The organism is Candidatus Bathyarchaeota archaeon (genome assembly GCA_023131225.1).
Classification (GTDB): domain Archaea; phylum Thermoproteota; class Bathyarchaeia; order Bathyarchaeales; family SOJC01; genus JAGLZW01.
In genome coordinates, this window is the sequence record JAGLZW010000009.1 from 15,434 (window position 1) to 33,275 (window position 17,842).

Consider the following 17,842-nt stretch of genomic DNA (forward strand, 5'->3'; position numbering starts at 1 on the left):
CATTCTGCAAACATAGTTTTATTAGCTTCACCGTAGATTTTTTATGAAAGTCTCGTAAAGAATTCTAGGGATTAAAAATGACTTCACGAAAGTATTCAGTTGTTCGTAAAAAAAGTGGCAAAAAACGTACGGGCAGAGGGTTTAGCAGAGGAGAACTAAAAAAAGCCGGCATTAATTTCAACCAAGCTTTACACATTGGATTGCCGGTTGATGTAAGAAGACGAACGATGTATGATGAAAATGTGAAACTCGCGAAACAACGACTACAAAGCTTCAAAACTATCAAAAAACATGCTTCAAAAGCAAAAGAAAAAACCTCTTGAATCAGTTACCGGATGAGCATAAGTTGAAGCTTCCTATAGCATATGTAGATATTCGATTCTCGGTTCATGCAACCGAGGACCCAGAGAAGGTAAAAAAGGCAGCACAGAGCTTGTTTTCAGCGGATCACATTACAGAAGTAACTTTCACGGAAAAAGTTTTGAAGGGCTATTATGGCAATCGCATAGTTCTTTTTAAAACACGGATAAAGGATAAAGAGATTATTGAGGCTTTTGTTAAAAAACTTTCCATTTGCCTTAGCAAACAAGATAAAGAAAGAATTTTTAAGGAATCAAACTTGTTTGTAGAGAGAGGTAACTTGTATCTTCGTCTTGACAAACAAGCTGCGTTAGAAGGCAAACTTGAGCTTCAGAAAGATGACCCAATTCATATACGTATTCACTTCAAAAAGAAGAAAATTATCGAAATCTGTCGAGAACTCGGGATAATGCCATGAAGCAATTTGCCGACCTCCACTTGCAACCACCTCTAGATAAGAGAGAACAAATAGAGAAGCTAATATGCAAAGCAACAGATCTAGGCTATAGTCTAGTGGCAATTTCTCTACCTCCAAAAATAAAACAGGATACAATCCTCTTCTTGCGGAAAACTTGTAAGAGTCACGGTGTTGATTTCGCAACAAGAATCGATTTGACTCCGAAATCTTCCAATGCACTATTGAAAAGCCTTAGATTGTTTAGACGAAGATTCCAGATAGTAGGTGTAAACTGCATTTCAAAATCGATTGCTAGGCAAGCGGCCAAGGACCATCGAGTTGATATGCTTGCTTTTCCGTCCAGCAACCCACGCAAACGATTTTTCGATCAAGCTGAGGCAAGAGTAGCCTGTCAAGGCGTTGCTGCTTTTGAAATTGATATGGCGTTACTCCTTCAGGAAACAGGCTTCTATCGGATGCGTCTCCTCTCTTCTTTAAGAAAAGAAGTGGCAATTGCCAAGAAAAATTGTATCCCTATTGTGATAAGTAGTAATGCATGCAATCCTCTTCAATTGCGTGGACCTAACGATCTTGCAAACCTTGCCTTATTGTTTGGGATGGATAATGTGTCTGCTCTGAATGCAGTTTCTGTCACACCTTCAACTATTGTCAAACGAAATAGAGAAAAACTCGACTCGAGTTATGTGGCAAGAGGCGTGCGTGTGGTTAGGAGAGGAACAAACTGCGATTCGTAAGAAGACGTTATTTGGCTTTAAAAGCCGATAGTGACCAATCCATTGATGAGAAGAGTTTGATGAACGCAATTTGGGACATGGTGTATCAGCTTTTTGGGGAATTTGGCGCCAGTCAGACTGCCTTGTTTCTAGTGAAACGAGATAACGAGAAAGGAATTGTGATTGTCAGATGCTCGCATAAGGCGTTGAATATGGTCAGAGCAGCTATTACTTCTGTTACGGATATTAATAGAAAACGCGCAGTGATTCGTGTTGTTGCGGTTTCTGGAACGCTGAAGGCGCTTCGAAGAAAGTTGTTTGAACATTAGCGCAGAGGTCGTTAACAATGAATAAATTTGCAGACTTTAAAGTCGCGGTTAAGAAGTGGGTGAAGAATGCAGAGAAAATTGTCGTAGTTGGCGTTGGCAATGAACTACGCAGAGACGACTTCGTTGGTGTTGAAATAGTAAGAGGATTAAAAGATAAAGTTTCTAGGCTCGTGATGCTTATTGAAAGTGAAACCGTACCTGAAAGCTTTATAGAACCAATAACCAAGTTTAACCCTACTCACATTTTAGTTATTGACGCAGGTTTACTGGGGCTAGAGCCGGGTGAAGCCAAGCTCGTGGAATCAAGCAAAATACCAAGTTCACCCTCAGTGGCAATTTCAACCCACGCTCTTCCCCTTAAAATATTCTGTGAATACTTGAAAAAAGCGATAGGTGCTAAAATCGCCTTAATAATTATACAGCCTCAAAGAACTGATTTCGGTGAAGGCTTGAGCAGGAAAGTTGAAAGGGCTGCTGGAAAGTTGAAAAAAACTTTGACTGAAATCCTGAGTACAATTTGAGGCTTTCTTACTATCCATAGCAATGCCTTCCAATTCAACAATTTTATACTACAATCTCTAAAGAAACCAAAGAATCGCTCAAACACGACAGTAACTCATTATTCTCAATACTAATTCTTTCTTCATAAGACAGTTAAATCCAAACTTCACTAGTCAAACCCTATAAAACCATGGGGGAATAGAAGGCAAAAATGAAAATTGAAAAACCATTTTCTCTCCAAAAACGCAGACAACTACAAAGCAAACTCAAGCAGGCACTAAAAGCAGAAATGCGGACACTTTCTACAGAAATGCAGCAAATTCTCTGTGATGACCTAGTCACAGCATTACAAAATAGGTTAATTGTGCTGACCAAAGTCAAGCCAGAATACTGCTAGATAATGGAGAGAAACACTGATTTAGAATACATAAATAATTTATATCCAAATCACCGAAGACACGTTAAAGAGGTTTGAACATGCGACGCTCCAAACTTGAAATGTACGTAGATATCCTAAAAGTTCTGTCTCAACGTGGGCCTCTCAAACTAACTCATATTATGTACAAAGCTAATGTCAACTGTAGCGTCCTCAAGCAGTACCTAGAATTTTTAATCCAACAAAACCTTGTCGAAGAACGAACAGTCGGCAAAAAACGCGTAGTCTACGCCATAACTCATCGAGGAATTACAGTCCTAAAGCACTTCCGTGAACTCAAAACAGTCCTTCCGATAATAGAGGAATCACGGCGCTTACCAGCTATTCTCTAAACCCTCTTCTCTTTTCTTTGCCATGTCGCTTAACTATTCTTTTCTATCAGAAGGAATAATTCCAAATAATTTAGTAAGAAGCTTAAGAATCTGTAAAGTTATGTCGTAAGATTTAATAGAGCTAATGGTTCACATGTACAGTAGGCGTGTTTATCGCATTCTGGTGTGAACAGGTTGACAATAAGCAAATCGCTTGGGAAGAGCCCTACTGTGTTGCTGGAAAAGATTAGAGAAAGCTTAGATAAACTCAATGAAAAGATGGAAGTTTTCATCGAGCTTCAGAAGCAAAGAAGAAACCAAGACTTTATTGTTCAAGACTTGCCTGAAGCTTTAGATGTAATGACTCTTCTATCGTTGCCTGACCATTTGAGAAAAACAGCAATAACGATTTGCAAGCTTGGACGTGCTACTGCGCAGGAGGTAGCAGAGCAGACGAAGCGTGCGCGGGCAGTGGAAAGTGGCTATCTAAATCAGCTTGTTCTAATGAGTTATTTGAAGAAAGAAAGAAAGGGACGCAAAGCCTATTTCTTTGTTGAAAAGTAAAGGATTGAACAGGCTTGGGCAAAATCATAGCCATTCACAGTTACAAGGGCGGTACGGGAAAAACACTTTTAACGATAAACCTTGCCGCTACATATGCAAGAAGGGGGAAGAAAGTCTGTGTTCTCGATTTGGATTTTCGTGCACCCAGCCTTCAATCCATCTTTAAACTACATGGTTCTGAATATTGGCTAAACGATTATCTGAATGGCGCTTGTGAAATCAATAAAGTCCTATTTAATTACACTCCTCAATGCGAATGCAGCGGTACAATGTTGGTAGGATTAGCGAATCCAGCGACTGAAGCCTTGCGGGACATGTCCGCGAAGGATCGCAAATGGGAGATGCGAGCCCTGGGACGATTATTATCACTGAAGAATACACTTCTTAACGACATGGAATTGGACTACCTTTTGCTTGATACTAGTCCAGGACTGCAATATTCTTCTATAAATGCAATAGTGAGCGCAGATCTTATTCTTGTCGTGAGCACGATAGACGCGTCTGATATTGAAGGGACTAAAAGGATGACGCATGAGTTGTATGACTTGTTTGAGAAGAAAACGGCGATTTTGATGAACAAGGTGCCTATTGAGTTTCTGTCGACTCCAGTAGAAAGAGATAGCGTATACAAACGTTTTGAGAACACTCATACTTTACCCATTTTGAAGATAATACCGTGTTATTGTGATGTGCTGCGTGCTGGCGGAACAAAGATATTTGTAAGAGACGAACCTGATCACCCCTTTACTGAGCATATTCAAGAGATCGCCACGAAAATAGAGAAGTTTTAAACCTCAATCTTTGCTGTCATTTTTGCATTTGTTGCTTATTCTGAGTTCTCAGCACTACGTTTTAAATATGAATTAAGCTTGAGCGCACGCCGAAATCTTAAGATTAGACCATTTATCATGTTTTCCAAATAGACGATTAATAGACTCCGAATATGAGTGCTAATTGGAGATTAGCTCACTTTGCTCTAATCCCAGTTTAAAAAATTCTTCTAGCGACATACATAAGTCTTCGCAGGTTAATATCAGCTCCTTCAACCATGGCTTAGGAAGGGACTCATTATTTATTCTGCTCTTCAAAATTTTGATATCCAGCGGTATCTTCTTAATCCTCGAATCTTCGATGAAAGCGGCTAAGGCATCAACTGCTATAAGTGATGTGTCTAGGGTGCTTTTTGATTTAAAACCTGTTCGGTGGTCGTGGGCTTTTATGGCGTGGAGAGCACTTTTTGACAACTTTCCCTTCAGACTTTCTGCAGCCACGATGCCATGCTTGCTCATATCGTTTCTGACAGTGCCATAGTCTAAGTCGTGGAGCAACCCAACAAGTTCCCACTCATCTTCGTTCTTGCCAAGTCTTTTTGCAATGATCCGCATTGCCTTAGATACCAAGATGGCATGGGAGCGCTTGCTCGAATTCTCAATAAGCTTCAGAGCTTGTTCCCTCGAAATGGTGCAATGATTCATGGCGTTCCAATATGCAGTAATACAATTCAATAAAAAAAGGTTGTTGAAATGCAATACTGGTGTTCTCGCAGATGCGTAACAGTATTATGACGGTTTCTATGAATGTTCTTGTTAAAAGCTGATGATTTTTTCATGTCTGCGGTTGTCGTTGCTGGAGGGATTTCCAAGCGTTTTGGACAGGATAAAGGTTCGATTAAATTGGATAAAAAACCCTTGGTTCTTCACGTGTTGGATAAGCTTACTGCAGTAGTTGATGAAGTCGTTGTAGTTGTAAGTTCGGAAATGCAAGAGAGAAAATTCGCTGAAATAATCAAGCAAAAAGCCCGCATTGTAATAGACAAAACGTATGTCCAATCGCCCCTAAATGGCGCTTTAACTGGCTTCGAAACTATTCAAAGTGAATACACATTACTACTTGCGTGCGACACACCTTTTTTATCTTCCAAAATACTCAACTTCGTCTTGGACGTGTGCATAAACAAGAATGCGGCAATTCCAAGATGGCCAAACGACGACATTGAACCCTTACACGCAGCCTACCATGCTGAAACGGCAGCTAAAGCCGCAGAAATCGCCCTAGAAAATGGAAAACTAGACATGCGTTCCATGATAGAAAACATGCAGAATATCCGGTATATCTCCGCGATAGTTCTTCGAGAGTTTGACCCAAAACTCACGACATTCTTTAATATCAACACACCCAGCGACTTGGAAAAGGCAGAAGCAATGATAAAACGCCACACTTATTAGTTCACAGCGCGAAAAATATTTCCTTATGAGAACTATTAAAATAACTCCTATAACAGGACTGCCAATAATCAGAAAAGGAGACAAACTATCCACACTAATCTGCAACGCTGCTGAAAACCAAGGAACTCCAATTCAAAATGGCGACATAATCGTAATCACCCATGTGATAGTCTCTCGTGCAGAGGGCAGCACCATCAATCTCGACACTATAGAACCTTCTCACTTTGCTAAAGCCATTGCTCAAAAAAGCCATAAAGATCCTGCACTCGTAGAAGTCGTTCTAAGAGAAGCTGAAAGTATCATCCGCATGCACAACGGTAGCCTCATAACACTAACAAGACACGGATTTATCTGCGCTAACTCTGGGGTCGACAAAAGTAACGTACCAGGTGGAAGAACTGTCGCTTTGCTACCGAAAGATCCAGACGAATCAGCTAGGCAAATCAGGCAAGAAATAGAAAAAGAAACCGAAAAAACAGTTGCAGTCATCATCTCAGACACTCATGGACGACCCCTCAGAGATGGAGAAATCAACATTGCCATAGGCATTGCTGGACTAATTCCAATTCGTGACAGAAGAGGTGAAAAAGACCTCTTTAATTACGTTTTGAAAGTAAAACGCACTGCTATCGCAGATGAACTTGCTTCTGCCGCAGAACTTGTGATCGGACAAGCAGACGAAGCCATTCCCGTGGCTATCATGAGAGGTTATTCTTACCAAAAGTCCGAAAAGGCAACAGCAAAAGACATGCTTAGACCACTTGAAAAGGAATTTTTCCTCTAACTACTGCTATAATTCTTCGCATATCTCTCAGTCTCTGCCAAAAGCTTCTCTAAATCTTCTTTGGAATGAGCGTTGCTTATAGCCCCACTTTTCTTGGGTAAGAAGAAAACGCCATTCTCAATTAAGGCCATGTGATATTCTTCAAGTTTTTTTCTATCAGTTTTGAAGGCAACGGCTGTATTTTTCACATGTTCTTTGGTGAAATGCACATGAAACAGCGAGCCTGCACAGTGAACTTTAGCGTCAATATTGCTTCTCTCAAAAACGCCCTCAAGTCCTCTTTTAACCCTTCTTCCTTCAATGTTAAGCTTATTAATTATTTTACCATCCTCTAAGGTTCTAAGCATCGCTAATCCAGCACTCAACGATACAGGGTTTGCAGTGAAAGTTCCACCTTGAAATGAAAAACTGGGCCTTTCAAAAAGCAGCGGATCCATCCTTTCCATAATATCCTTTCTGCCAACTACTGCGCCTATTGGAAAGCCTCCTCCTAAAATCTTGCCAAGTAGTGTAATGTCAGGAATCACACCATAATATTGCTGACCCCCACCAGGCGCCAACCTAAACCCAGTAATAATTTCATCAAAAATTAACAACGCGCCCTTTTGGACGCAAAGCTCCTTCAAACCTTTCAAAAATTCTTTCTCGGCTGGTATGCATCCTCCCGCACCGAGAACGGGCTCAACTATAACTGCAGCAAATTCTTGATTTTTGATTTTTCGCTTTGTTTCTTGTAAGTCGTTGAATGGCGCAACTATTGTGTCTTTCAATGCACCTTCTGTTAGGCCGTCCGATTCTGGCATGTCAAAAGGAGGTTTAACAGCCAAATGTAACGCGTCATATCCACCATGCCAGCCACCCTCAAACTTGATGATTTTGCTTTTTCCAGTATAAGAACGTGCAAGCCTAGTGGCATATATTGCAGCTTCAGTGCCAGAGCTGCAAAACCGTACCATTTGAGCGCTTGGCACCATCTTGACCACTTGCTCTGCCATAGCAATTTCGAGTTCATGACACACACCATAATGTGTTCCGCGTTCAATCTGCGCCTTAACGGCTTCTTTTATGTTCGAGGGATTATGCCCCAGAATATGTGTATAGTGGCCCATCCAGAAGTCTATGTAAATGTTGCCATCTATGTCTCTTATTTTGCTCCCTTTTGCCCAATCAACATAAAAAGGGTATGGCTCAAAGTAGCGGATGAAGTACGATACGCCTGCAGGCAAAACATGCTTGGCACGTTCATGAAGTTGCTTTGATTTAACAGTTTTCGAAGCATAATCTTTTTGCATTCAACTTCAAAGCTCCTAATACCAAGCTTTATTGGATGTTAATTTAAATACTTACTTCAAAAGATTTTACAGTGCACAATCTGAGCGAAAATAAATCGTGCTTGAGCAGTTTTTTGAAAGCGTATGAAAATATCTATACTTCAATGCGCGCGTGTGTTCTCTTAGGCTTTACAAGAAGGAAAAATGTGAGGAAGATATATCTGAATTCATTGAATTTGCGTTCTCGAGTGAGGACTTGCATGGTACATACAAGGCAACGTGAAAAACTCATAAGGAGTGTTAAGCAATAGCCCAGCTTCATAGAAAAGCATAAGATATCTCTAATATAATTCTAATATAATGACTGTTGAACGAGAGATTCTAATCGCTGTGCTGAAGCTAACAAAAGATAGCCCAATCAAGTATTCATTAATCGGTAAAAATGCCAGAATCCCCGCCCAAATGGCGGAAAGCTTTCTACGAAAATTTGCACACGCCAATCTCGTTAAATGGAAAGGAAAGATAATTGAAGCTGCTCCACATCAACGAGTTAGAATTGCGGTTCAAGCCATAAAGCTCGGCGCAGATTTTGAACGCGTTTGCAGACTGCTGGAATGGAAAGAGTTCGAAAGCATTACAACTACGGCTTTTGAAGCTTACGACTATTGTGTTGTAAATAATTTTAGGTTTAAGGGAAAAAATGGGAAACGATGGGAAATCGATATCTTAGCCTACAAACAACCGTTAATAGCCTCAGTAGATTGCAAACACTGGAAACACAAGTGGACAAGAGCGCCAATCACAAGAATGGTAGAGCTGCACGTGGAAAGAACTGAAGCCTTTGCAGATATCTTACCCAGCCTCTACGCCAAAGTCAAACTAGGCAAATGGAAGCACACAACGGTCATCCCAATCATCTTATCCCTTTTGTCAAGTCCCTTTAAATTTCACCGCAGCACACCTATAGTTCCCGTGCTAAAACTGCAAAACTTTTTAAATGAACTGCCAGCTCACATGAATTTATTAACACACTTTCCTCAAAAACTGACGAAAGTTGATAGAGAAATAACAGAATACTAGCAATGTATCATCCAAAAGTTCTCTTGCGACGTCAATTTAGCGTAAAACACGGCAAAAACATAATCATGCTTGGATTTCAATACAATTTTTTTTTACAAAATAGTGACAAATCCAGCTTTCCATTATTAACTTGCCCTTCTTGTCAGTACAATCAGTCGAGGGGAACCTTGCTGAAAATCTTGCTCTTCATAGCCTCCATAAACTTTCTCTTTTGCAAGTCCTGCTTTTTCCAACATTTTTTGCAATTGCGGGAAAGAGTATAATCGTAGGTTATGGTCGAATGTTCTTGATTTGCCAGTGTTCTTATCTAAGATAAGCCATTGCGAGTGGAGTTCCAACCCTTTAGCGTCTAAAGTACGTCTTTCCATCATGTAAAAATGAGTGAATTCTCCCCAATCTTTCTTCTGAAAAACCTGCAAGAGATATTCGCGATTCACAATATCCATCAAGAATGGGCCATCTTGTTTAAGTGTTCTTACAATTTCCTTTAGGCTTTTCATGTCTTCTTTTTCTGAGGGCAGGTAGCCGAAACTTGTAAACATGTTGATTATAGATGCGAAGGTTTCCGACCGGAATGGCAGATGCCGCATTTCGCCCCTTACTAGTGGAAAGTGAACGTGTTTTTCCGTCATCTTTTCTTTGGCAATTCTAAGAAGATTTGGCGATATGTCGAGTCCTATTATATTCCATCCTTTATTGCGGAGAAGAACTGAGTGGCGGCCTGTGCCACAACAAAGATCCAGAACTAAACCTTCTGCTTTCACAACGTTTTCAATGAATTCAACTTCTTTTTCCGTAGACCGAGCGTCTGCTATTTCTGCCCAGTAATCATTCAATTCATCAAAAAGTGAAGTAAACCACTCCTGCTTGTTCATGACTGAGCTTTCCATCCTTTCTCCAGCTTAAAGTTTCCTTTGTCCCGTTTTAGAATGCGTTCTTGATCTTGAAGTCTTTGCTTTTCCCAATCTTCCCATGGTATTTGGCGGAAGATCCATTTTTTTCCTAGGTGAGCCGCTAAAATGGCATGCTTAAATTCTTTAGAACCAGGTATGAGTTCGTCGAGAAATCTGAAGAGTTTGTCGACTTGTTTCTTTGGAAAGTAGGCGTAGTAATTGGCGTTTTTTACTTCGAAGGCATAGACATGCTGATCTTTGCGAGCGATTACGTCAGGAAGGGGCTGGAGGCTTGGGTTGCTTACAGGTACTCTGACAGCGTTGTAGCCGCTTTTTTGTAGCTTCTTGACCAAGACTGTCTCGCTATAGAACCCTCGTCTTCGCCATTTCCTCAAATCAGCTATCTTTAGAGGTTTTCCCATTGTTAAACGCACTCGAGAACTTTCTGTTAATATTAATTGTAACGTAGGAAAGTTATATTTTTCCAACGAACAAGTTTCATGTTGAAAACACGCCATTTGTCACTTTTTCTATTTTTTCCTTTCTAAAAGTAGATTTCTAATGAATACGCCCCATCCAAATTCTGTATTCATAATCTATTTCAGAACCTAAGACAATAAAGGAGTCAGATTCAAAATAGGTTAGATACATGCCAAAAAAAGTAAAAGACATCATGATTCGAGACGTGAAGACCGCAAGCACAGAGGACACTGTTCTAAAAGCTGCAGAAGTAATGAATCGATACGAAATTGGCTCTATAGTAGTCACTAAAAATGGAAATCCTGTTGGGATTATAACTGAAAGGGACATATTGAAAAGAGTAGTTTGCAAAGAGAAGGACCCAGCAAAAACTAAAACAATCGAAGTTATGTCAAAACCGCTTGTAACGGTAAAACCTCATGTAACAATCACACGCGCCACACGAAAAATGGTCAAGCAGAAGGTCAAAAAATTAGTAGTGATAAACGCTGATCACTTAGTAGGCGTATTAAGCCTCACCGATCTAATATCACTGCTAGACACACAGAAGCCGATAGACAAACTTTCTCTGAAAGGCGCCTCAAAACGCGTGAAAAGAATTTTTGAAATATACTATGATCCTAAAAGACAGATACGCAAAAGATGCCCTCTGACAATGGGTAAGGGAATATCAATTAGCTGTATAGGTTCAAAGTGCATGTGGTACGTCACAGACAAATGTGTGTTCCTGAATTTGATTGAAAAAATCTCTAATTAGAGAAGAAATATCTTGTCACACCTATAGTTCTATGTAAGAGTGAAGAATTCTCTGCCCTAATGCAGAAACTTGCATTTTTGCACACAACACCATGCCCTAACCAGCTAAAAATACGAGTTTGGAATAGCCGAATCTTATTTTTCTACTTTGGCTTTTTTCCTTCTAAGGACGCGGTCTAAGAGTCTATTGATTATTGAGTCGTAGGTTTCACCTTTCTTTCCTACACTCTTTAGTACGTCTCTGGTTTCTTTTCGAATTTTTATGCTTGTTAATTCTTTCCCCATACTTTTTATCCCCTATTATGCCTCTCTCTCTATTGAGGATAACGAGTATTAACATTTACGCTTTTCCAACGTTTTTCGCGGCCTCTTAAAATATAGTTACGAAAATCTACGGACTTTACCAAAAAATACTCAGAAAACACAAGTTTGCGTAACTCGAGCAAAGTTGCGCGAAAATACTGCAAAAGTGCAGAAATTGGAAAAAATATACAGGTTATGCAATTGTATCCACACCATAGATAAATTTCCGAGCATCGAAGATTAGAGCCAAGACTAAACAGAATCCCACTGAAATCAATGAGAAAAATGAAAGAGAATGGAATATGAATATGGAACACGGAGGGCGTACAAAAAAGTAGAGAATTTATGAGACAGGAGCAAGCCAGCAAATAGAACAGTAAATCAACAATACACTTTTTTTTCTGTTATGCAGGGTATGCTTTTGTATCCAGACTCAAATTGCTATGGTTCAATCTACTGTCTCCTATGAGGTACTGGTTGTTCAGCTCATCAGTCCGGCAGAAAAACATGCTGGTGATGTAATATTTCATTGCAAATACTTATATCACCCACATCACCGATACTGCCATGGCTCACATTAAAAACTGTAAAATACGCGCTGTTTTGCCCTACCTCTATTACTTCAAAAGCATATGGTCCAAGCAAATGCCTCAAAAAGGGTTTCTTTTTTCGCAGGTTTTACGGCGAAAATTGTCAGCATCACCACAGAAATCACACCTTTCGAAAGAGAGGAAAGTATACAAAAGCATAACCGTCCACGGCTTCAACTTGCAGAGTCAAATAGATTAGACGCTTTTGCGTGCACCCTTACTCTCGTTAATGTTCTACTGCATGATTTCGTCGTGGAAAAGCTTCATCGGGTCTTTGATAGAAGGTCCTCCACGAACAACGATAACCATCTTTTTGACACCAAATCTTTTTACCTGCTTAATTTTTCCTCTTATGTCATCTAAGTAGCCAACAAAATTAGTCTCTCAAGATTTGTTGCTTGTTAAGTTCTTGGTTATGTTGTTTGGCACGTTCAACTATTTGACCAACGATTCCATCTAATTATTCTTGGCTACTAACAAAAGTGTGCACGTTGAAAGTAGAAATTTCAAATTCTTTTGGGTTCCTATTGTACTTGTGAAGCTTGGAAATAATGAAATCAGTTCTCTCCCTTAGTTCATCGATGCCTCTTTGAGAAATGCTGATTCCATCAGCTTCATGACAAGCAATCGTGGTGCGCGCTAGGCTGCTTAGAAATTAATTATGTGGCTTCTTTCTCCTATTCGGGAGGGTTCTTTGGTTTTTTGTGAGTGCTTTTTTGTTGAACTTCAGTTTTCGTGGGTTCTTGATGTCTCGTTATCATGGAATGATGGAGAAAAACCCGTTAAGGAAGTCAATGGTGAAAATTCGACTATGTTCAAGACTAAAGGAAGAAACGGGTCTTGGACATAGTTAAACAGAGGTTACTCCTCTGCCTTGACGACCTTTTCCAGTTCGTCAATAGCCTCCTGCTCCAAATCTCGCATTTTCAGCAGGAGATTAGCAAATCGGCGTCGCCCCTTCAGAGTTGAGAAAAGTTCGACTATGGGCCGTTCCTTTTCGTGTGCACGCCACAACAAATTGGTACCCCATTTATCAGACTCTGGTGGAAAAACTATCTGTATATTGGCATCAAATATCCCTATTAGTTGCTTATAGCATTCTTCAGCAGCTTTTACATGACCTCTGCTGGGGGGAGAGAATTCGTTAGCTATCTTCTCAAGATATTGAATCGCATAACTTCGGCAAAGATGGAGTACATCAAGTCTCCAAAATATCCAGTGTTCCAGCAGCTTGTACACGTTCTGTTTCGGATCTATTCCTGTGGGGATCATTCGGACGTGCGTTTCATATGCAACAAGCCCATATGCCCCTTTCTCCTCCCCTGCCTTTATCCCTGTTTTTGACATCTGAATGGCACAGCGTAGAGCACCTAATGCCGTTTCACGGTTAGACAACTTCTCCTTTGACTTCTCTCCAATAACGAGTATATAATGCAGGTGTTCCGGTCTTAGCGATACATATTCCTCCTCCGGCTTGAAGGCGTAGCTTCGACCAAGGAATTCTTTCTTTTCCTGATCGTATCCAGCAAGGATGGCGAAGTGCCCTCTATGCGCCACTGGACTTCATTCTACACACACAACAGGTCTATCAGCATCGATGGACTGGACAGCGGCTTTCCATAAAAGCTCATGCGCTGTCTTCTTGACCATAGTATAGTTTCGACCGATAGCCTCGAAAAGATTTGCGATTCCTGGTTCTACATAGTCCGGAAATAGGAAAACGGACCCACCCATCCCAGATCCTAAGCTTTCAGCACGCCAACCTATGTAGAAAGCAGCACATGATGTGCCTGCTAAATAGACTTTTGAGTATTTCTCTCCCAGGTGGTTGAGACACAGTTTGAGGACTGAAACCACTGTAAGATCGTCTGTTTCATCGCCAATGCCTCCCCAGATAAGATTAGGTATACCTTCTATCACCCGCTTCTTTGAACGATTGTATGACGCCATCTTTTTATCTTCCTCTCCTAAGGTTGTTTCCTTTCAGGATCAAAGCCAATTAAGTGGTCATTGACATGTACAGAGCTAAATTTATATTCTTCTGCTAAAAGAGCAAGATTTCTAATCTCTGGATAAGCATAGGCGGTTCGAATATAATAACCATATAAATTGGTTTAATCTTTGTTATATTTCTTAAATATTCTTAGCCGATAGAAGTTTCCTGCCACATTTTTTGCAGACAACTGCCATCCTTTCATTTCTTGTTCCACAGTACGGGCAATGTAGTAGTGTACGTACGTGTTGTTTTGCACGATAGACTACAATATGGAGCGCTTCGTTGCGCCAACTAGGATAGATGCTCATCAAATCTCTAGATAGATATGCGTCTCTACATTACTAAAACCTTTTTGTGCTAGCATATGTTGCGCGAGATTGCCATATTGATAAATTCTTATCCATGTTTTAGGGATGCTTAGGCTACTTTTAGTTAGCAGCAACAATTTTATTCTATTCTTTGCAAATCTCTGTCTCGAGGTATTGATAGTTGAAAGTTTTTAATCAGACCATGGAGTTCTCTACTAAAGGAGAAATAGACTTCATAGATCTTACAGAAGAAGTTCAGGAAACAGTCTTTAAATCCCAAGTGAAAAATGGTATAGTCCATGTTTTCGCTCCCCACGCAACTGGAGTAATAGTTCTCACGGAGCACGACTGGAATCTACTGAAAGACATCAAAAGAATGTTAGAAAAATTGATTCCAAAGCAAACATCGTATAGCCATCCATCAAACGCCCACTCACACCTTCGCTCCATGTTCCTTCCTCCCGACAAAACGTTACCCGTAATTGATGGAAAACTGGTCCTAGGGACTTGGCAGTCCCTCCTCTTTGTGGAGACCGATGTCCATCCGAGACGAAGAACAGTGATAATTCAAGTGCTCGGAGAATAGATATACAGGTAAACTTGATTTTTTGCCGTTTCTGTAAATATACGTTTCATCTTCGCTCTGATTCCGAACAATAAAGCGCCTTAAGATAACAAAAAATGGCGCTCAAAGCCGCTTGTTAAACATACATTTTAACACATAAAGTTAAACTATGTGATATTCGGGATTCTTTCGCCACTTAGAAAGGAGAAACTTGACCTTTACGTCAACTTTTGAGCCAGTAGTCGACTAATGATTGAATAATTCGTTATGCCATAAGTTAAGGGAAGTTAGGCAGGTGAAAAATTTTAAAGCATTAATTTAGCTTATAAAGTTCGGCTAAATTCGTCGAAAAATAGATCTTCTACTTGTGTGTTCAATAGTCTTGTATTTGCCAAATGATTCTTACGTAATCTTTGATAAGTCGTTGTTTTTGCCGTTTGTCTTCCAGAGCATCGATACGTCGCCGTAAATGAAATGCGCGGCGTTTCAGTTTTTTAATGTTCAAAAAAATCACCTCTCTCGACAATGAAATTTGGTTGAAGAGTGCGTTTCTCGCTAATAAGTGTTGTGTTGCCAAAATATATGCGGGGTATATAGGTTCTTACGTCTTCGTTTTGCATATAGAAATAAATAATTGCGTTAAGATCTACGTTTTCCAATGATAAATAATGCAATCTGAACTCAAAAAGTTGATTAACCTTGGCGAAAGCAGCCCTCATTACCAACTTTTGAACATGAAAATCGAAGAAGTGATGAAGGATTATACTCGTCTATCAATAAAAATCGATAAGAGACACATTCAGTTCCTAAAAACAGTTCACGGCGAAGTTATAGCAAGTTTAGCTGATTCAGTAGCGGTGTGGGCAATCTACGGCTCAAATAATCTTAAAAGCACTCTTGTAACCATAGAGATGAAGATTGATTTTTTGAAACCTATAAAATCGGGCAACTCATTGCTGAGGTTAGAAACATCCATAGAGGCTCTAAAATTTTTGTAAGCGATGTAAACGTTAGAAACTATAAAAATGCTCTAATTGCAAAGAGTTTTTTGACTTATTATCTAGTAAAAGATGAAAGTCAACACAAACTTGACATATGCCTTCAATAAGCTTTAGTTTTTTTTGGAAAAAAACTGCAGTGAAATTTTTTTAGTCTATGCATGAAGACGATCGACACGTACTTGCTTCTTCTATGGAACGCTTTGGCACATGCAGGTTCTACACTTTCTACATGCCACTTTTTCGCTCAAATTGCTGCTCGTAAATTTCTCTAACTTTCTGTATAGTATCCCCCTCTTCAAGGTTTTTGTCATCGCGAATTCGAGTAATTCTGGCAAAACGAAGAGCCATGCCACATTTGTATTTTGGGCTTCTTTGAATTTCATTATAAGCAACCTCTACCACTATTTTTGGCACAACAATAATTTTGTACCTTTCATCTTTGATAGTCAACTCTTTTAGTCGTTGGGTCATTCTGATGATTTCAGCGTCAGTTAAACCTTTGAAAGTCTTTCCTACAATCAACAATTCGCCACTCTTTATGTCTCGAGCAGCAAGATAGTAGTTTGAAAGCCAACCATGCCTACGTCCATATCCATACTCTGCCGCAACTATAACCAAGTCTAGAAACTCAAGAACCTTTTTAATTTTAAACCATCTTTTTCCACGAACTCCCGGTGTATAGAGGCTGTCAACTCTTTTCGCCATCAAACCTTCGTGTCCAGCTTCGATGGCTTCTTCTAAAAATTTTTCAGCTACTCTGATATTTTGAGTGACAATTTGTTTCGTTAGAGGGATTGTCCGTATGACGTTGGTTAGTTTTTTTCTTCGCTGTGTGTAGGTTTCATTAATGAAGCTTTGACCATTAATATATAGTGCATCAAATAGGTAAAGCTTAACTGGAATTTTTTCAGCTGTGAATTGAATTTTACGGATTCGCCTGAAACGCCTCATTAAATGTTGAAAAGGCATAGGACTTCCATTTTTACCAACAGCGATGACCTCGCCTTCTAGAATGGCTTCGTTTGCCTTAACCTCACTTTGGATAAGTTCAACGATTTCCGGGAGGCTTTCTGTTACGTCTTTCAATCGCCGACTGAAAATTTTCACAGCGTTTCCTGACTTGTGAATTTGAATACGGGCTCCATCCAACTTGTATTCTAACGCGGTCTGTCCGTCATGCTCCTCTAAAGCTTCAGCAACCGTTGCAGCTGTCTGGGCCAACATAGGTTTTACTGGTCTGAAAACTTCGAGTTCTAGTTTCAACAAGCCTTCTTTTCCTTTGAACTTTGCTATAGTGGCAACTTTGCCAATGTCGCCTGTAAGCATACTTGCTGTTTGAACAACGCCAAACGGGATGTTGAATGCTTGTGCTACTGTAAGCTCCATTAAGCCTTCGTGGAAACCAGTCCGCATTTCGCCAATTAAAACTTTCACGACGTATTTAGCCTCGAGCGGTGTTGCTGAACCTAGCAGTGTTTCAAGCAGTCTTTCTTTCTTTTCTCTTGAGCCAGTTCCCGTTGCCTCTGCGATGGCTTCGAAAGTACGCTGCACTTCAAGTATTGTTAATTGCTTTTGGAAAAGCATAGCTTGTTTCCTAATTTTGCCTTCTTCGAATATAATTCTGGTCGCGTCGCCTAAATCACCAGTTTTACTAAAGGCTTGAGAAAACATGTTGTTGTCAATATTGGTTATTTTTCGTATTGTTGTGCTAATGGTCATCCAACTAATTTCTAAAACACGTTGATCGCATCTTGGAAAGACTCTACCCATAAGCATTGATATTGCGGGTTCAATCTCCTCGGTTTCAAGTTGTAGAATGAATAAAGCAACCCAGTTGACCATAGCCTTACGTTTTGTTGTTGACTCTAGCTTTTCGCAAAGCTCTGCTAGAGTTCGGAATAATGTTGGCATATGAATCGCTTTAGAAGAAAAGATAATTTAAGGGAAGATAAGCGTTC

At 40.0% G+C, this 17,842-nt stretch carries 23 protein-coding genes; 15 read left to right on the top strand and 8 right to left on the bottom strand.

Annotated elements, in window-relative coordinates:
• Positions 1-77 precede the first annotated feature (77 nt).
• The 9 genes from KAU88_02545 to KAU88_02585 all read left to right on the top strand — a co-directional run bounded on the left by KAU88_02545 (position 78) and on the right by KAU88_02585 (position 4,423).
• Positions 78-323, top strand: a complete 246-nt coding sequence (locus KAU88_02545) for a ribosomal protein L13e (GenBank protein MCK4477391.1) — start codon at positions 78-80, stop codon at positions 321-323.
• Positions 324-346: 23 nt separating this feature from the next.
• A complete protein-coding gene (locus KAU88_02550; GenBank protein ID MCK4477392.1) occupies positions 347-778 on the top strand; it encodes a hypothetical protein in 432 nt (143 codons plus the stop codon).
• Positions 775-1,512 carry a hypothetical protein gene (locus tag KAU88_02555; protein ID MCK4477393.1) on the top strand — a complete coding sequence of 246 codons (738 nt, stop codon included), beginning with the start codon at positions 775-777 and terminating at the stop codon, positions 1,510-1,512. Before KAU88_02550 ends, KAU88_02555 begins: the two co-directional genes overlap by 4 nt.
• An 11-nt stretch (positions 1,513-1,523) precedes the next feature.
• The gene (locus tag KAU88_02560) at positions 1,524-1,820 is read left to right on the top strand and encodes an Rpp14/Pop5 family protein (protein ID MCK4477394.1); all 297 of its coding nucleotides are present in this window, start codon (positions 1,524-1,526) and stop codon (positions 1,818-1,820) included.
• A 17-nt stretch (positions 1,821-1,837) separates the two neighbouring features.
• Positions 1,838-2,341 carry a hydrogenase 3 maturation endopeptidase HyCI gene (locus KAU88_02565; protein MCK4477395.1) on the top strand — a complete coding sequence of 168 codons (504 nt, stop codon included), beginning with the start codon at positions 1,838-1,840 and terminating at the stop codon, positions 2,339-2,341.
• A 191-nt stretch (positions 2,342-2,532) separates the two neighbouring features.
• A complete protein-coding gene (locus KAU88_02570) occupies positions 2,533-2,718 on the top strand; it encodes a hypothetical protein (GenBank protein MCK4477396.1) in 186 nt (61 codons plus the stop codon).
• Between the two features lie 80 nt (positions 2,719-2,798).
• On the top strand, positions 2,799-3,089 hold the full coding sequence (locus tag KAU88_02575) for an ArsR family transcriptional regulator (GenBank protein MCK4477397.1): 291 nt from the start codon (positions 2,799-2,801) through the stop codon (positions 3,087-3,089).
• 180 nt (positions 3,090-3,269) lie between these two features.
• Positions 3,270-3,632 (top strand): transcriptional regulator, encoded by a 363-nt coding sequence (locus KAU88_02580; GenBank protein MCK4477398.1) that lies wholly within the window; start codon positions 3,270-3,272, stop codon positions 3,630-3,632.
• 14 nt (positions 3,633-3,646) lie between these two features.
• Entirely contained in the window at positions 3,647-4,423 is a 777-nt protein-coding gene (locus KAU88_02585; GenBank protein ID MCK4477399.1) for a MinD/ParA family protein, read from the top strand.
• Positions 4,424-4,582: 159 nt separating this feature from the next.
• On the opposite strand, the gene KAU88_02590 is transcribed toward KAU88_02585, so the two are convergent.
• A complete protein-coding gene (locus KAU88_02590; protein ID MCK4477400.1) occupies positions 4,583-5,017 on the bottom strand; it encodes an HD domain-containing protein in 435 nt (144 codons plus the stop codon).
• A gap of 222 nt (positions 5,018-5,239) precedes the next feature.
• Here KAU88_02590 and KAU88_02595 point away from each other — a divergent pair, with 222 nt between their 5' ends.
• Together KAU88_02595 and cofE are read left to right on the top strand one after the other, a co-directional pair.
• Entirely contained in the window at positions 5,240-5,857 is a 618-nt protein-coding gene (locus tag KAU88_02595) for a molybdenum cofactor guanylyltransferase (protein ID MCK4477401.1), read from the top strand.
• Between the two features lie 25 nt (positions 5,858-5,882).
• On the top strand, positions 5,883-6,641 hold the full coding sequence (gene cofE, locus KAU88_02600) for a coenzyme F420-0:L-glutamate ligase (GenBank protein MCK4477402.1): 759 nt from the start codon (positions 5,883-5,885) through the stop codon (positions 6,639-6,641).
• Here cofE and KAU88_02605 read toward each other — a convergent pair.
• Positions 6,638-7,933 (bottom strand): aspartate aminotransferase family protein, encoded by a 1,296-nt coding sequence (locus tag KAU88_02605; GenBank protein MCK4477403.1) that lies wholly within the window; start codon positions 7,931-7,933, stop codon positions 6,638-6,640. The two genes, cofE and KAU88_02605, sit on opposite strands and share 4 nt — an antisense overlap.
• A 339-nt stretch (positions 7,934-8,272) precedes the next feature.
• Between KAU88_02605 and KAU88_02610 the strand changes: the two genes are divergently transcribed.
• Positions 8,273-8,992 carry a hypothetical protein gene (locus KAU88_02610; protein ID MCK4477404.1) on the top strand — a complete coding sequence of 240 codons (720 nt, stop codon included), beginning with the start codon at positions 8,273-8,275 and terminating at the stop codon, positions 8,990-8,992.
• 125 nt (positions 8,993-9,117) lie between these two features.
• On the opposite strand, the gene KAU88_02615 is transcribed toward KAU88_02610, so the two are convergent.
• Together KAU88_02615 and KAU88_02620 are read right to left on the bottom strand one after the other, a co-directional pair.
• On the bottom strand, positions 9,118-9,882 hold the full coding sequence (locus tag KAU88_02615) for a methyltransferase domain-containing protein (protein ID MCK4477405.1): 765 nt from the start codon (positions 9,880-9,882) through the stop codon (positions 9,118-9,120).
• Positions 9,864-10,307 (bottom strand): hypothetical protein, encoded by a 444-nt coding sequence (locus tag KAU88_02620; GenBank protein ID MCK4477406.1) that lies wholly within the window; start codon positions 10,305-10,307, stop codon positions 9,864-9,866. Before KAU88_02620 ends, KAU88_02615 begins: the two co-directional genes overlap by 19 nt.
• A gap of 227 nt (positions 10,308-10,534) precedes the next feature.
• Between KAU88_02620 and KAU88_02625 the strand changes: the two genes are divergently transcribed.
• A complete protein-coding gene (locus KAU88_02625; GenBank protein ID MCK4477407.1) occupies positions 10,535-11,122 on the top strand; it encodes a CBS domain-containing protein in 588 nt (195 codons plus the stop codon).
• Between the two features lie 134 nt (positions 11,123-11,256).
• Here KAU88_02625 and KAU88_02630 read toward each other — a convergent pair whose 3' ends face one another.
• The 3 genes from KAU88_02630 to KAU88_02640 form a co-directional block, all read right to left on the bottom strand.
• On the bottom strand, positions 11,257-11,406 hold the full coding sequence (locus KAU88_02630; GenBank protein MCK4477408.1) for a hypothetical protein: 150 nt from the start codon (positions 11,404-11,406) through the stop codon (positions 11,257-11,259).
• A 1,469-nt stretch (positions 11,407-12,875) separates the two neighbouring features.
• Positions 12,876-13,571: a hypothetical protein gene (locus KAU88_02635; GenBank protein MCK4477409.1), complete on the bottom strand. Its 696-nt coding sequence runs from the start codon at positions 13,569-13,571 to the stop codon at positions 12,876-12,878.
• A 6-nt stretch (positions 13,572-13,577) separates the two neighbouring features.
• On the bottom strand, positions 13,578-13,964 hold the full coding sequence (locus tag KAU88_02640) for a hypothetical protein (GenBank protein MCK4477410.1): 387 nt from the start codon (positions 13,962-13,964) through the stop codon (positions 13,578-13,580).
• Positions 13,965-14,499: 535 nt separating this feature from the next.
• On the opposite strand from KAU88_02640, the gene KAU88_02645 reads away from it, so the two are divergent.
• Together KAU88_02645 and KAU88_02650 are read left to right on the top strand one after the other, a co-directional pair.
• Complete coding sequence (locus tag KAU88_02645; protein ID MCK4477411.1) at positions 14,500-14,904, top strand: secondary thiamine-phosphate synthase enzyme YjbQ; 405 nt, start codon at positions 14,500-14,502, stop codon at positions 14,902-14,904.
• Between the two features lie 647 nt (positions 14,905-15,551).
• A complete protein-coding gene (locus KAU88_02650) occupies positions 15,552-15,881 on the top strand; it encodes a PaaI family thioesterase (protein MCK4477412.1) in 330 nt (109 codons plus the stop codon).
• Positions 15,882-16,109: 228 nt separating this feature from the next.
• On the opposite strand, the gene KAU88_02655 is transcribed toward KAU88_02650, so the two are convergent.
• On the bottom strand, positions 16,110-17,795 hold the full coding sequence (locus KAU88_02655; GenBank protein MCK4477413.1) for an ATP-dependent DNA ligase: 1,686 nt from the start codon (positions 17,793-17,795) through the stop codon (positions 16,110-16,112).
• Positions 17,796-17,842 lie beyond the last annotated feature (47 nt).